The organism is Acinetobacter sp. AOR43_HL, assembly GCF_027854635.1.
GTDB lineage: Bacteria > Pseudomonadota > Gammaproteobacteria > Pseudomonadales > Moraxellaceae > Acinetobacter > Acinetobacter pittii.
This window is the reverse complement of sequence record NZ_JAKTHX010000029.1, coordinates 21,666-35,680: the sequence shown is the minus strand read 5'-3', so window position 1 is coordinate 35,680 and position 14,015 is coordinate 21,666. Positions and strand designations below refer to the sequence as shown.

13 protein-coding genes and 2 pseudogenes are annotated in these 14,015 nt (G+C 33.3%); all 15 read right to left on the bottom strand.

The genetic code is table 11. From position 1 onward, the window contains the following. Positions 1-2: 2 nt before the first annotated feature. Positions 3-908: an SEL1-like repeat protein gene (locus MKL33_RS12015; protein WP_161281976.1), complete on the bottom strand. Its 906-nt coding sequence runs from the start codon at positions 906-908 to the stop codon at positions 3-5. 16 nt (positions 909-924) lie between these two features. Beyond that, positions 925-1,695, bottom strand: a complete 771-nt coding sequence (locus MKL33_RS12010) for a putative type VI secretion system effector (RefSeq protein ID WP_069037101.1) — start codon at positions 1,693-1,695, stop codon at positions 925-927. Between the two features lie 684 nt (positions 1,696-2,379). Further along, a complete protein-coding gene (locus tag MKL33_RS12005) occupies positions 2,380-2,877 on the bottom strand; it encodes a hypothetical protein (RefSeq protein ID WP_270907011.1) in 498 nt (165 codons plus the stop codon). Positions 2,878-3,061: 184 nt separating this feature from the next. Next, positions 3,062-3,508, bottom strand: a complete 447-nt coding sequence (locus MKL33_RS12000) for a hypothetical protein (protein WP_228143220.1) — start codon at positions 3,506-3,508, stop codon at positions 3,062-3,064. A 45-nt stretch (positions 3,509-3,553) separates the two neighbouring features. Further along, positions 3,554-3,868: an SUKH-3 domain-containing protein gene (locus tag MKL33_RS11995; protein ID WP_250621027.1), complete on the bottom strand. Its 315-nt coding sequence runs from the start codon at positions 3,866-3,868 to the stop codon at positions 3,554-3,556. Positions 3,869-4,027: 159 nt separating this feature from the next. Beyond that, on the bottom strand, positions 4,028-4,336 hold the full coding sequence (locus MKL33_RS11990; RefSeq protein ID WP_161281975.1) for a hypothetical protein: 309 nt from the start codon (positions 4,334-4,336) through the stop codon (positions 4,028-4,030). A gap of 148 nt (positions 4,337-4,484) precedes the next feature. After that, complete coding sequence (locus tag MKL33_RS11985; RefSeq protein ID WP_161281974.1) at positions 4,485-4,790, bottom strand: hypothetical protein; 306 nt, start codon at positions 4,788-4,790, stop codon at positions 4,485-4,487. Between the two features lie 182 nt (positions 4,791-4,972). Further along, complete coding sequence (locus MKL33_RS11980; protein ID WP_204084727.1) at positions 4,973-5,455, bottom strand: hypothetical protein; 483 nt, start codon at positions 5,453-5,455, stop codon at positions 4,973-4,975. A gap of 69 nt (positions 5,456-5,524) precedes the next feature. Further along, complete coding sequence (locus MKL33_RS11975) at positions 5,525-6,067, bottom strand: hypothetical protein (RefSeq protein WP_270907010.1); 543 nt, start codon at positions 6,065-6,067, stop codon at positions 5,525-5,527. A 76-nt stretch (positions 6,068-6,143) separates the two neighbouring features. Beyond that, a pseudogene (locus tag MKL33_RS20690) lies at positions 6,144-6,661 on the bottom strand (SMI1/KNR4 family protein). A gap of 17 nt (positions 6,662-6,678) precedes the next feature. Then, positions 6,679-7,230 (bottom strand): annotated as a pseudogene (locus MKL33_RS20630) (RHS repeat-associated core domain-containing protein); the annotation flags it as partial. A 109-nt stretch (positions 7,231-7,339) separates the two neighbouring features. After that, positions 7,340-8,158 carry a PoNe immunity protein domain-containing protein gene (locus tag MKL33_RS11960; protein WP_270907008.1) on the bottom strand — a complete coding sequence of 273 codons (819 nt, stop codon included), beginning with the start codon at positions 8,156-8,158 and terminating at the stop codon, positions 7,340-7,342. A gap of 131 nt (positions 8,159-8,289) precedes the next feature. Then, positions 8,290-9,306: a PoNe immunity protein domain-containing protein gene (locus MKL33_RS11955; protein ID WP_119684745.1), complete on the bottom strand. Its 1,017-nt coding sequence runs from the start codon at positions 9,304-9,306 to the stop codon at positions 8,290-8,292. Between the two features lie 7 nt (positions 9,307-9,313). Continuing rightward, positions 9,314-10,885, bottom strand: a complete 1,572-nt coding sequence (locus tag MKL33_RS11950) for a hypothetical protein (protein ID WP_057053269.1) — start codon at positions 10,883-10,885, stop codon at positions 9,314-9,316. Continuing rightward, positions 10,885-13,962 (bottom strand): DUF2345 domain-containing protein, encoded by a 3,078-nt coding sequence (locus MKL33_RS11945; RefSeq protein WP_270907007.1) that lies wholly within the window; start codon positions 13,960-13,962, stop codon positions 10,885-10,887. Before MKL33_RS11945 ends, MKL33_RS11950 begins: the two co-directional genes overlap by 1 nt. Between the last annotated feature and the right edge of the window lie 53 nt (positions 13,963-14,015).

Sequence of the window (14,015 nt, the reverse complement as noted above, 5' to 3'; positions counted from 1 at the left end):
AATTATAGCTTAGATTTCCAGTAGTTAGCTTTCTCAGAATTATATTTTAAACTGCTATCATCCGAATAAATATTAAATAACAATCTTACCGCAGATTTACTTCCATTGTTAGCAGCCTTTTCCGCATATTCAATTGATCTATCTAAATTATGCTCAATTCCCGCACTATTATAATATTTAATTGCTGTATTGAATTGTGCTTCAGTATGACCATTATCAGCTGCTTTTTTAAACCAATAAAGTGCTTTAATAGGATCCTTGGCAACACCTTCTCCTCGCTCATATGATAGGCCCACATCATTTTGCGACTCAACATCTCCTTGTTCAGCAGCTTTCAAAGACCATTTAAATGATTCCTCAAGATTTTTATCAACTCCGTCCCCTCTATATAATTGAGAAGCGACTATTGTCTGGGATTGCAACAACCCCAACTGCGCCGATTGGATAAAATATGTAAATGCTTTTGTTTTATCTTCAGTCACAGCTAATCCTTTATAATATGCCAACCCAACATTATGTATGGCTGAAGGATTACCTTTTTTTGCTCCTTCCTCAAACCACTTTAAGGCTTTTAAATCATCTTTTTTTATAAAGTCATTACCATTCCGATAAATCAAACCCAACTGCAACATTGCATTAGAAGAACCTAATTTTGCAGATTTTTCAAATAATTCAAATGCCTTCTTCTGGCTGAATTCAACACCCTCACCTCTTGCATACATAGAACCCAACACAAACAATGCTTCAGGATTACTTGCTTTTGCTGCTTTCTCGAGTTCTCCGATTGATTTATATTGAGAAACTTCTCTGTAATCTTTAGTTAAAGTCCCTTGAGTGTATTCTTCTTTCTGTTGACTGCATGCAGACGTAACTAATATTAGGGTAATGACAAACAATCTAAGCTTCATTAAATAACCTTTTTCTTCAAAAATTTTTCTTATCAAAATAATCTTCTGGATAAGGGTCTCTTCCTTTTAAATTTTCTCGATACTTCATTACACTAATCTGAACACTATCATCCGTTAAAAAATCATTATAGAAATCCTGCTCTTTAGGATTTTCAAAACCTAATTTTTCAAATATTTGTTCAGATAAATAGCCAAAATTCTCGTATGATTTTCGAAAACTAAAATAATTTATGAATGCAGAAAATGAAACTGAAATAAAAAATGTTATAAGCACTGTCTCAAAGAAGAATATTATACTTTCACCAGAATAATCAGAAGAAGAGATAAAACTGAATATAAGTATCACCATGAACAAGCCAAATGACAGAGCACTAAAAAAACAAGTCTGCATCACAATAGCTTTATATCCCATTTTTACTGAACGACCCATTTCATAGATCATATACAATAGGCCTGATTTAGGATCAACAATTGCATAAACTTGATGACGTCCATCAATAGGTTTTTCGCTAATTACAGCAATCAATTCGTCATTTTCTTCAAAACGTGCTGTTGTAAATTGCCCTATTAATGGATACTTATCTATTTCACCAATAAAAGTTATCCCATCTTTTGCTTTTCCAGCCATTAATAAAATAGGTGAGCTTGTGAGTAAGGAACTACTTCCAGCAAGTACACCTGCAAAAGCAGTACCTGCTGCGATGCCGCCCACATCTTGGTTTACAGGTATTTTAGATTTGGCTTTATCTAGAGAGTGGATTGGCCCCTGAATTAATTTAAGTTCCATTACTATTCTCTTGTTGTATTCTTATCAAAATAATCTTCTGGGTATGGATCTGGGGCTTTTAAATAGATTATCATTAACAGAATTACCCTGACTAACAAGCAATCTTTCACCATAAATTATTTCATTACATTTATCAACTTTCTCCAATATTTTTTTAAAATAAACCTCTACCATTAAGACTCCTATTTAATATAATTAAATAGACTAATTTCTTAAATTAATTTTATTCAACTTTATTAAGCTCTTCGTATATATCCAATTCTTTTTAAGTTGTTGATAATAAAATGCTATTTTATAAAGTCTTCAAAATTAATTTTCATATCCAGAAACTGAGTAATATTCAAATACTCGTCTTGGTTATGATCATAAAACAAGATATTATTTTTTCCTTACCGATAAACCACTCATTACCTTGACCAGTACGACCAATTATCTAAACTTTCTCACTAATTTCAGGATAATTTTCATGAAGATATCGATTTTCTTTTAATGCTATTTCATATTCAAAAATTAAGATACCAGATGTAATTTCTATTCCTTCTAATTTATATAAAAAGATAAATAATTGTCATTAAGATGACACAAGCTTATAGATTTTTAATTTTATTCATCACAAATTTAATTAAAACTTATGAAAAGTATAAGCATTATAAACCTTATACTTTTCATCAAACAAAAAATAAGTCAGTTATTTGAGTAAACTACTAATTTACCATTAGGTAGATGATCATCCCAACCACATGGAAACCCACCATTTAAATAGACTTCAAGAATTTTTTTCCAGATTTCTGGGAAACAATCATTCGCATAACACTGAAAAATAATCCCTATATCTCTATACATTAATTCAGTAAGTATACAAGCTTCCCCATAAACCCATTTTTCTTTAGCACCATTAAATTCTTTTTGTTCAAAATCAAAATAATTATTCTGTTTTAACTTATATTTAATTTTATCATTCCATTTAAAATCATCTGGAAATACGTTGGGCGTATCTGTTACAGTTTCCCACTCATCAAAAGTATCATAGTCATCATTCGTAGCATAATTGATACCAACCTTAGCATCAGTAATGATTTTATAATTTCCACTCATCAGAAATGGTTTATTAAAGAAATTTCCTTGTTCTAAGAATGAAATAAAATCACTAGCATCTTTAGTCACTTGATCCCAACTTTTCATTTATTTACTCATACTAACCTATACAAAACACCCTATTATTGAAAAATAATAATAAAACTATTTATTCAAAATTAAGGGTGTCTTTCAATATATTAAAATTATTTTTTTATCTCTAAAAAATCTTTTAGATTTTTGGTTAAAACATTAATTTCTTTTGCAGTGGATACCTCTATATTAGGATTTCCTAAGATAGATACAAAGAAAACAATTTCTTCAATACTTTTATCCATTTTTTTATTAATTTATTTTTTGCCTCTTTTAAAGCATATACATAGAGCTCTAAGTTTTCTTTAAATTCTACATCATAATCAAATCCTTTCTGAAACTTTGGAGCAATATCATTCTCATAATGTTCCATTATAATTGGAGTAAAAGCTCTAACTCCAAAAGTATCATCATCACTTAAGCCCTGTATCCATGAATGTGGTTCCCACTCAACTCCTGCATGTGCACTATTTCTAGTACGTTCTGTTGATATCATTATATAATTTGTCAAAGCATCATCGTCAGTAATTAATGCTAAAGCATATATTTTATCTTCATCTTTATTATAATTTTCGTAAAGAACTAGAAACTCATCCACAATTAAATTTACTAACTTTTCTGAATATAACTTATGCCACGAATCCATTATCTATAACCTCCAAAAAATTTTTCCCAACAATTTTTAATTCCGCTAACTGAATCTCCCAATTTTGCAAAAATAGTCATCATAACCACCATAAAACTGAAATGATTGATCAATAAAATATATTAAATTTTCACTATAGCCCAATCCAATTGATAAAATGTCACTTCCTACCTTTAATGAATACTCCTCAAATATCCAGGCAGGATCTATACCTTCTGTTGCTTTAATAGAATTAAAATACGAAAAATCTTTTTCTTTTCCTCTATATACCTCATGAGCTATATTTAATCCATTGAAACTATGAACGAAGACTATAGCAGAATTAAAAATTTTATAATTATCTGCTTTCCATGCTTCTATGATGTACTCAATATCTATTTTTCTTCCTGTATACCAACCGCAATTGATTCAATATTGACATTCAAATTAAAATTGGATTCTTGCATCCGCTTCTTTCCTGTTAATGCTTTGTATATTAAAGAGGGTTCACAACCCTCAAATTAGTAATGTGTTCACTACCTAAATATTATTAGATATAATATTTGATATATTTTCCTTTAAACTGCTTATATCCCCACACTCTTTTTCAATTATAGGTGAATCCCAATTCCTATCTTTTATCAATATAATTTTAAAAAAACCAACTACCTCTAGATCTGGATACCACTCGACATCCAATATTTTATTGTTAATAAAAGAAATTTGTAGTAAATCTTTAGACAAGTCAAAGACTGTATCTTCATTTATTTCAAAATTATCATCAATCCAAGAAATGGAGTCATGACTAACAACTCCATCTTTAATATCAATATTCCACCAAATATTCATTTTCACTGTTAAACCTAATATTTATATAATTACTTAAACTGTAGCTTTACTTTATGTTTTTCCCAAACAATTATTTAAAAATATTCTATGATATCTAATTAATAACTTAAATTAATCATTAGATATCATAATTAAATTCTTTTTAAGTTTACTTTCTAGCCTCCCAGAAATCTATATTTTCCAATGCTCTTTCAATATCAGACATATCATCCACACCTAGATCATTATTAAACTTACAAGATAAAACTTTTCTAATATTAGCTAACCTATCACATATATTATTATTATCTATAAAATCAGTGGTTTCTTTTGCATGTTCTTCATAAGAATTAGGCAGAGTTTTAGCATAATAGGACCCAATTTTATGTAATGAAATTAATATAAACTCTATCTCTTGTAAAACCTTCAAAATTTCATCACCTGAATATACTAACTTCCTATTAACTTTTAACACAATCCACCTCTTTTAAAAACTAAGCTATATGATTAAGAACAGCAGCTGTCTTTGCAAGTTTGACTCTTTAGCAATGTAAACAAACAAAAAATTACCCCTAATTTCTAATTTCTATTTATCAACCTATGAATTATGACTAAAAAAAACTTAGCTTTGATTTAAATATTTAGCAAAAAATATTATCATTTATTTTTTTCAAAAAAAACATCTAAGTTTTCAAATATATCATTCTCACTAATAGAATCTCCTAAATTATGATAGATATCTATCAATATAATATTCAAAAACTCACAAATATCCAAAATATTATAAAAACTACAATTCCTCATAAAAATCAACTTATTCTTTTTTGAAATTTCATACAACCCCAAACCAATTTCATATTCAAATTTCGTATATAAGCCCTCTTTAATTTCTGGATAAACAGAAATATCAACCACAAAACTATATGTTAAATTATTAATTATTCTCTTTAAATTCGCATAAAAGATATTTTTATACAGAAAAATTTCTGACATCTTAAATTTATCTTCATCATTTAATTGATTTAACCAATTACAGCTAACCTGATAAAGATAGTTTTTAGAAATATACCAATTTGAAGGAACTTTTAGAGGTAATAAAAGTTCTTTATTTAAAAAATATTCTAAATCATCCATATTCATCTATATATCTTCTTTTAAAGTACCACTCCCAAATATATTAAAGTGCTACTTTCAATTATAAAACAACCTTTACACCTTAACCATAAAAAATTCTAAAAAATAGTCTACATCCAATACTACATTTTCTTTTATAAGAGTTTTCTTTAGTTCTTCTAAGAAACCTTTCTTATATCCTCCATTTTCATCTCTAGGGTTAGAATAATATAAGTCAACAATTAAATTTTGCACAATATTAATTTGCGAAAAAAAATCAAATAAATTTTTAGCAATGATATGTAATTTATCGCCTGAAATACATGCTCCTATCTCGCCACTATTATGATTTATGTATACTATATTTACATCATGTTGTGTTAAGAATACTGTAGCACTTTCTCCATCGAATATATCTTCAAACATATATTGAATATTGTCTAACGAATCTTTTCCTAAAAAATCATTTATATTTCCGCCTATATCAATATTAAAATCATTTTCAGAAATATAACTTAAATAGCTTTTAAATAGATCATCACTAAAAGAATTATCCTGATTAAGAAGGAATCTTTCACCATAAATTATTTCATTACATTTATCAACTTCTTCTAATAATTTTTTAAAACAAACCCGCACTATTAAGACTCCCTATTTAATACAATTAAATAGTATCAAATATTTTCACCTAAAAATTATTAAAGATCAATAAAAATTAAAAATATTCAAAGGGATATCTTCCATATAAACCTTCATTAATCGAATTGACTAATTTCTTAAATTGATCTTGCTCAAATTTATTAAGCTCTTCGTGTATATCCAATACTTCTTCAAGTTGTTGATAAGAAAATTCCATTTTAAGAAAGTCTTCAAAATTAATTTTCATATCTAGAAACTGATTAATATTCAAATACTCGCCTTGGTTATGATCATAAAACAAGATATTATTTTTTTTCTTACCTATAAACCACTTATCACCTTGACCAGTACGACTAATTATCCAAACTTTCTCACTTATTTCAGAATAATTTTCATGAAGATATTGATTTTCTTTTAATGCTATTTCATATCCAAAAATTAAGATATCAGATGTAATTTCTATTTCTTTTAATTTACCTAAAAAAGATAAATAGTTATTATTAAGCTGAGGCAGTTTGCCAAATTTCTTTATTTTGCTACTTTTTCAAATAATTTCGCTTTAACTTCTTGATCTGTCATTAATTTATCAAACATTTCATATACCTTTTAACTTACTGTAATTTACAAAAGTTTGCATCCTTAACAGCTGTAGCATTATGCTTTCCAATACGCTTTTTCCTTGCTAATGCTCTCAAGCGTTGTTCCAAGATTTCCTTCGATTCAGCTTGTGATGAATTCATAGCTTCAGCTTAGTTTAAAATTCCTCCCTAAGTTTTATTCCAATTCTGACCAGTACGCGAACTGTTAGTTTGAATACCAGGAGATTTAGTATGCTTTTCTTTTTGGAAGATTATAATAATATTGTGGATTATTCACATCGATACCAGCTATATTTTTAAATCTTTCTGTATATTCTTCGGGAAAACCATGATGAATATCTGAATTAGTATGTTTACAGCCTACATAATTTTTCCAATTTTTTACAGAGTTCGGGTGGGTGTTTTTGCTAGCCCAAGCTGATCAATTCAACCCACAGAATTCGGCGCATAAGCATAATTATTATATCCTCCAAATAGCCCAATAGGATCTTTGGAAATAAAACGCCCTACATACGGCGAATAATAATAATAACGGTTGTAATGAAGCCCTGTTTCCCCATCAAATATTAAAGCAGGTCTAGTAGAGAGATAATACTTTTCATCTAAAAATTGTTGTCTTCGACTAAAATCTTTATCAAATATTATATTTCTCTATTAGAAAATTAATTGTTAGTTATGCACCATATTTGCTTCGAGCATAATCAACCAAGTCTTTTGGATAGTATGGTTTATCTCGATAACTACTATCATCTATTCGTAAAATAATAGTAATTGCTGTTGCTTCTAATGACCAATACCCCGGAAACTGACTACTTTTATGACGGTCATGATAAGGTTCTCTTTTACTTGCACCATACCAATCATCCATATAAGCAGACATCAAAGCTGGACGGTCAGCTTCATTCGCCGTAAATACTTTTTCAAGCTTTCTATATGGAAGTTGTCTTAAATATACTTCCGAGATTTCCCGATCTGGTAACCATGGGGAAACTAGTTTATCTAGTAAGGCATCTTGCTCATCATTTTCATAAGCTAGAAGTTCCATAATTATTTTTAAATGCTCAGGTTGAGCAAATAAAATTGAGAAACAAACTAATTGTAAAGCTTCCCAATATTCATCAGTTACCAGTTCTAAATGTGGTACTAAATGTCCATCACATTCTGAACTTTGATGAAAATTGATATGATGCTTTGCATAAAGCTGCCAATATTCCACTACCTTTGGAAAAAAATCAGCAAGTTCGTCTACAGTTAGACCAGCAGAATAACTAAAAAAAATACTTTTAAGGGATAGTTGAGCAATAGCATTTGCAGCATTCATTAACCCAACATAATAATCATCAGGTCCATGATAAAAATTATTCTCTAGATTATTTAAACCTATTTGAATATTTTTAAGATTAAAATCCAATCGTTTTTGATAATCTGAAAATTTTTGATATGGCTCTCGTCTTAAATTTTTCCAGTCTTTCTCATTTAATAGGCTAATCATATAAGTATTATTCCATTAAAAATATTATGGGCAATAAACTACAATCTGCCAAATACTATTTAAATTTAATAAATTACGAAAAAGCCTATCCGTTAGATAGGCCCTATATTAAAAGATCAAAAAATAAAATATTATTCATTTTCTATATCTAAATACCAAATGGTTTCGCCCCAAGGATTATCTTTAATTTCCGGCATAATTTCGCCCTGATTAAAATGACGCTTTTGCATGCCATTCGCTGGGCTATACCATTCTCCAGACTGTGGACAAGGCTCACCAGCTTCACAACGTAAACGGTTAGCTTCTCCCTCTACATTTCCATGTTCATCTAGAACTGTATACTGGCTTCGAGCATAATCAACTAAGTCTTTTGGATAGTATGGTTTATCTCGATAACTACTGTCATCTATTCGCAAAATGACCGTCATAGCTGCTGCTTCTAGCGACCAATAGCCTGGGAAAAAACTACTCTTATGGCGATCATGATAAGGTTCTCTTTTGCTTGCACCATACCACTCATCCATATAAGCAGACATCAAAGCTGGACGGTCAGCTTCATTCGCCGTAAATACTTTTTCAAGCTTTCTATATGGAAGTTGTCTTAAATACACCCCCGAGATTTCCCGATCTGGTAACCATGGAGAAACTAGCTTATCCAGTAAAGCATCTTGCTCATCATTTTCATAAGCCAGAATTTCCATAATTGTTTTTAAATGCTCAGGTTGAGCAAATAAAATAGAGAAACAAACTAACTGTAAAGCTTCCCAATATTCATCAGTTACCAGTTCTAAATGTGGTACTAAATGCCCATCACTTTCTAAACTTTGATGAAAATTGATATGGTGCTTAACATAAAGTTTCAAATATTCAATAATATTTGGAAAATAATTAGCTAACTCTTTTATAGATGAACCAGCAGAATAACTATAAAAAATAAGCTCTAAGCTTTCTTTAAACAAAAGACTTGAGGCATTCATTAAACCACTAAAATGATACCCCTCTACAGATAAGCTATCATCATTTATGGACCTCATAGTCTCCGGAATGCCATCAATTGCAGAGGAAACAACCATCTGATAATCCTTATATTTCTGATAAGGTTCTCTTCTTAAATTTTTCCAGTCTTTCTCATTCAATAAGGTAATCATTTAAGTATTATTCCATCAAAACATTATCGGGTAATAAAATTATAGGCTGCTGAATATTATGGGTTTTACCCTTAGATCGATCATGTTGCTCATATTGTTTACCTGTTACCATATAAATTTCACGACAGTATAACGTAATAGGCTTTCTTAACCTCTGAGCACTACGATATTCAAGAATAAATTGATTTTTATAACCCACTGATATCGATGCATCAACAATTATTGATGAGTTAATCCATTTATGACTCATCTGACGACCTTTAGACTTAGTTCCACTTAACCCAGCTTTCCCTTGACTGCCCGTTAGAGCCCCTTCATTTTTTATAGAAGTTTCTGCACTAGTCGATCTTTTACCTAACCCTGACTGTTCATTGTACTCAGTCTTCTCATCAAAAATTTTACCAATCTCGCTCCGATTACCTTCAATAGCCTTAGCATCAGAATCTGCCATTCCCGCTAAAAAAGCAAAATGACCAAAAATGCTTCCCTTTGTTTCACCAACCAAATATTTACGACCTTTATGGCTTCCAAACCACAAATGATCTATACCAGTTTGGTTAATATCTTGTTTACGTATCCGGTCACCCGCTGCATTACGCTTTAAACGATCATGTTCTTCTATTAAACGTCCATTATCATTAATTTTACGTAAACCTTTTCGTCTTTCTTTTGAATAGTAATCTACAATATGCTCAGCAGGCACCCCGGTAGACCAACGCTTTTTTTTCGATTGCCTAATTTCTTGACTACGCTTTGTTTTATTAGCAGCAGAACTCTGAACAGTTGGCGCTTTATCTTTTACTTGCTGCTGTGCTCCACCTCGTTGATGACTTGAAGGTTGTTGAGATGAGTTTTTCCCTTTCCCTGCAACTGTCGTCTGTCTAGGCGGAACTTGACGTGTCGTCTTAGCTGCTGCTGTACTTGGTAATGGGGGATGCATATTCAACATTTGATTAACTGTTTTTTGAATTTCTGCAAACGCAGAATTCATATATTTTGGAGCATCTTTTTTTACTTGTTGAAGCATACGAATTACGTCGTTTACTTTGGGTCTACCCATTACTTGTTTTGCCAACCAAGAATCCAGAACATCTACAAATTCATCAATCATTTTATTAAGTAAAGAAAGACATTTGTTTTTAAGTTGATTCCAATCCATTTCTTTTAATGCTTTTTTAGGATCTATCTTGGCATATTTACGCATAGCATCAAATACACGCTCTGCATTTGCACCACTTCTTGCAAGCTTAAACCCTGCTTTGAATGCATCTCCAAATCCAGGAATACATCCAATTAAAGTTATGACTAAATCTACCCATCCCATTATATTAGCCGGATTTGTGGCTACTAAGATAATTCCCTTAATTAAATCACGTAAATCAAATAATTGTCCTACGACAGGAACGCATCCTAAAATTGCTGTAACAATAATTTGACTAGGCCCCGTACCACTCCCATCTAGTAAGCCTAAAAACCACTTCCCTACATCATCATCTGCTTTTTTTAACTGCTGAGGTGTTACTCTTTGTGTTACAGGTTGTTTAGTTGCTTTTGCTGGTACAGAAGGTAAAGTCGCCATTAAATATCACCTTCTTGATAACTACGCTCAGATTCAGCTTCGTCATCTGTTAAATCTTGCGAATGCATTTCTTTATATGGTTTTGTCTCAGGTGTAATTTCATTTTCTAAAATATAATCATCATAGTAGTCATGTATAATTTCGCTGCTATTTTGCATTTCTTCAATTTCATCATCAAAAAAATTATCTTTTAGATAAGCATTGTATGTATCAGAAAATGTTGCCCTCGCAGATAACACCTCTTCTTCAGTACGTATTTTTTGCTCAGCAATAGGATTTTCCAAAAGATCTATAAAATGTTCTGGTTTAACTCTAATATCTTCACCATATAAAACTTTGGCTTTCTTACCTAACTCGATATTGTCAATTTTAGCGTAACCATTTGCATCCAACATACCTTTTTTACTGGTCCCATCTTCAAATAAAAGTTCATATGTTGCTTGTTTTACAGGAGATAAATCTTCATAAACATAATTAAGCTCTATTGAACCCGTATTTTTTCCTACTGCTGGCAAAGCAGGCAAAGTAGCAGAAGTACTTCCTCCCCCCATAAACAAATGCTGCCCAGCTTTTACCTCAAACTTGCCGCCAGTGACAGGGAAAATTCCTGAACCATTAATCTTGATTTGAGATCCACCCGCCGTGATAACGATTTCTTTAGAAGCACTAATCTCAATTTTGTCTTCAGTTGAAATAATCTGAACCGCTTTACGGGCAATTAAATCAGCTCCATCACCTTGTGCTTGTATCTCGACTTTGCCTTTGCCTGCATAGAGTCTTGCCCCTTCTTGCGCTGCGAAAAGGCTAATTTTATTTTGGGCATGCGCAATCAGGTTTTTTTGAGTGGTCAGGTTGATGCTGTCGCCCGCAGTTTGACTTAACTGAGCATCTGCGCTGAGGTGAATGTCTTCGTTACTGGAGAGAGCAATACTGTTAGGCGCAGTTAATATCATCAAGGCTTGCTTAAAAGCGGCAGCTTTGTCTTGATCTTTTTCTTCAATTTGTTCTATGAACGTTTTTAAGTTCTCAAGAACTTCCAATGGATCAGTTTGCTGATTTTTAGCAACTTCACTGAGTGCCTTGGCATTGTTAAGGCCACCTTCGATTTGTTGTTTGGCCTCATTTGCATCAAGGTGTACGCCTTGAGCTTGGTCCTGTTTGTGGGTACTAACGAGTAAGCCACTACCCGCTCTTACCGCTCCCCATTGGTCTGTTCTAAGTTCGAAACCTTCACCACGACCTTCACTTTCCGCCTTGTCTTTTGGATGGCTTAAGTTACCGAGGTTTAATTGGCTGGCTGCATGGCTGCTTTGCAACTGCGCACTGATTTGTCCCGTGGTGTCATCAAAACGTAGCTGGTTAAAGCCTTTGCCATCCACTTCTTCGGAGCGGATACCACTGAGCTTTTTAGTGTCAGGTAGTTGGCCTTTCTGGTCGAATTGCGTTGGATGACGTTCAGCTTCGTGAATACGACCCACCACAAATGGTCGGTCAATGTTGCCGTCAAAGAAGTCGATGACCACGATCTCACCCACGCGAGGTAAGAAACGTGCACCATAACCTGCACCTGCCCATGGGGTCAGCACATCAACCCAAGCCGAGTCGGTGTCATTGTCGTTACTGCCTGCTCCACCGTCATGACTATGATCATCTGTTCGGGTAAACAGGAAACGGACTTTAATACGCCCCCACTGGTCAACATGAATGCTTTCGCCCTCTAACCCAACTACTCTAGCACGCTGCGGGTGAGCGGCTGGTCGGTGTTCTAGCGGGCTATATTCAGGCACAGCTTTAATGTTGCGTCGAACCACGTTCAGCTCAGCATAGTGGCGCTGCTCAGGATTTTGGCTGTCGAGCTGAGCTACCTTGAGTTTGTCTTTGGGCAACAGACGCTCAAGTTGCTGTTGTAATTCTTTCGGTAAATTATTCTGGTTATAGTAGTGCTTGCTTAAAATTAAGAATTCTTTATCAGCACTGTCATGTTGGTCGAGTTCAGGATGATCATTCAGCTCAAACCAGTAACCCACCTGTGCATCACGGACGTTGCCCGAAACCGTAAACTGTTTAGAACTCAAGTGATGGTACGCATTGATGTGCTGATTAAGCTGTTCAATCTGGCTATTGCCTGAAGCTGTAGCTTGATCTTCACCGTTTAAATCTTGCATCCACGCTGGGCTGACATGCCATGCATCTTCAAGGTTTAAGCTGGCATTGTCATAGTGTTCGCTGTGCTTTTGTGTGCCTTGTACGCTACCGCTGCCTTCTTCTTGTTGTAGGACATCAGCTTGCCAGCGTTGCACATGAACCGAAGTTGGCTGTAAGCGGCGCTCTGCCTTGACTTGAGTAATGGTATCGAACTGTTCTGTCGCACTGCTGCGTTGGTAGCGGAGACTACGGCGTTCAAGCGCCTGATAGTTTTGGTTATCATCAATTAAGCGTAACACTTGTGGCTGAATGGAAGCATTCTGGTCAGCGACAAAAAGTTGTGATTCGTCGACTAACCAGTTAATGCCTTCACTACGCCATAAACGGGTTAAAAAGTCATAATCACTTTCGTTTGACTGCATCACAAATGGACGCACATCGTAGTCTTTAGTTAAGCCTGCCGTGTCGAGCGTTAAGCTTGAAGCAAATAACGGACTTTTGCCTTGCCATTCCTTAAATAAAATTTCGCTAATATCGCGGACGCTTTTGTTCATAAACACACGGCTATTACGGCGTTTATGCCAGAGTGCAGTTGGGTCTTTTAAGGTTAAGTTATAAATAGTCAATGAACCGTCGCTTTGCCCTTGGCTCGCTTCTGTAATAATGCCCGTAGTTCTAAAAAACTGCCCCATGTCAGTGACTTGATCGACGGCAACCTGACAGCCAATAAATTGTTTTAATGCAATATGCGCGTTTGTCGATAAGCACAGTAACTCAGCAACGCTACCTTGGTTGAGGGTATGTTCGCCCTCGATGCGTTGCAAGAAGACTTGATTGTTTAATGATGCGTTGGAAAATTGCACATGAAGAACGCGGTTCTGTGCGACCAACCCTAAACTATCTAAAATTTGAAATATTTTATGGGACATCATTATTATAAAAACTGAGTCATAATCATCGATATTTTATAAAAAACAGACAGAAT

Coding starts and splice junctions, on each gene's coding strand:
- MKL33_RS11945 (WP_270907007.1), bottom strand. CDS start 13,962: ATGATGTCCCATAAAATATTTCAAATTTTAGATAGTTTAGGGTTGGTC.
- MKL33_RS12015 (WP_161281976.1), bottom strand. CDS start 908: ATGAAGCTTAGATTGTTTGTCATTACCCTAATATTAGTTACGTCTGCA.
- MKL33_RS12005 (WP_270907011.1), bottom strand. CDS start 2,877: ATGAAAAGTTGGGATCAAGTGACTAAAGATGCTAGTGATTTTATTTCA.
- MKL33_RS11960 (WP_270907008.1), bottom strand. CDS start 8,158: ATGATTAGCCTATTAAATGAGAAAGACTGGAAAAATTTAAGACGAGAG.
- MKL33_RS11955 (WP_119684745.1), bottom strand. CDS start 9,306: ATGATTACCTTATTGAATGAGAAAGACTGGAAAAATTTAAGAAGAGAA.
- MKL33_RS11990 (WP_161281975.1), bottom strand. CDS start 4,336: ATGAATATTTGGTGGAATATTGATATTAAAGATGGAGTTGTTAGTCAT.
- MKL33_RS12010 (WP_069037101.1), bottom strand. CDS start 1,695: ATGGAACTTAAATTAATTCAGGGGCCAATCCACTCTCTAGATAAAGCC.
- MKL33_RS11980 (WP_204084727.1), bottom strand. CDS start 5,455: ATGAATATGGATGATTTAGAATATTTTTTAAATAAAGAACTTTTATTA.
- MKL33_RS12000 (WP_228143220.1), bottom strand. CDS start 3,508: ATGGATTCGTGGCATAAGTTATATTCAGAAAAGTTAGTAAATTTAATT.
- MKL33_RS11950 (WP_057053269.1), bottom strand. CDS start 10,885: ATGGCGACTTTACCTTCTGTACCAGCAAAAGCAACTAAACAACCTGTA.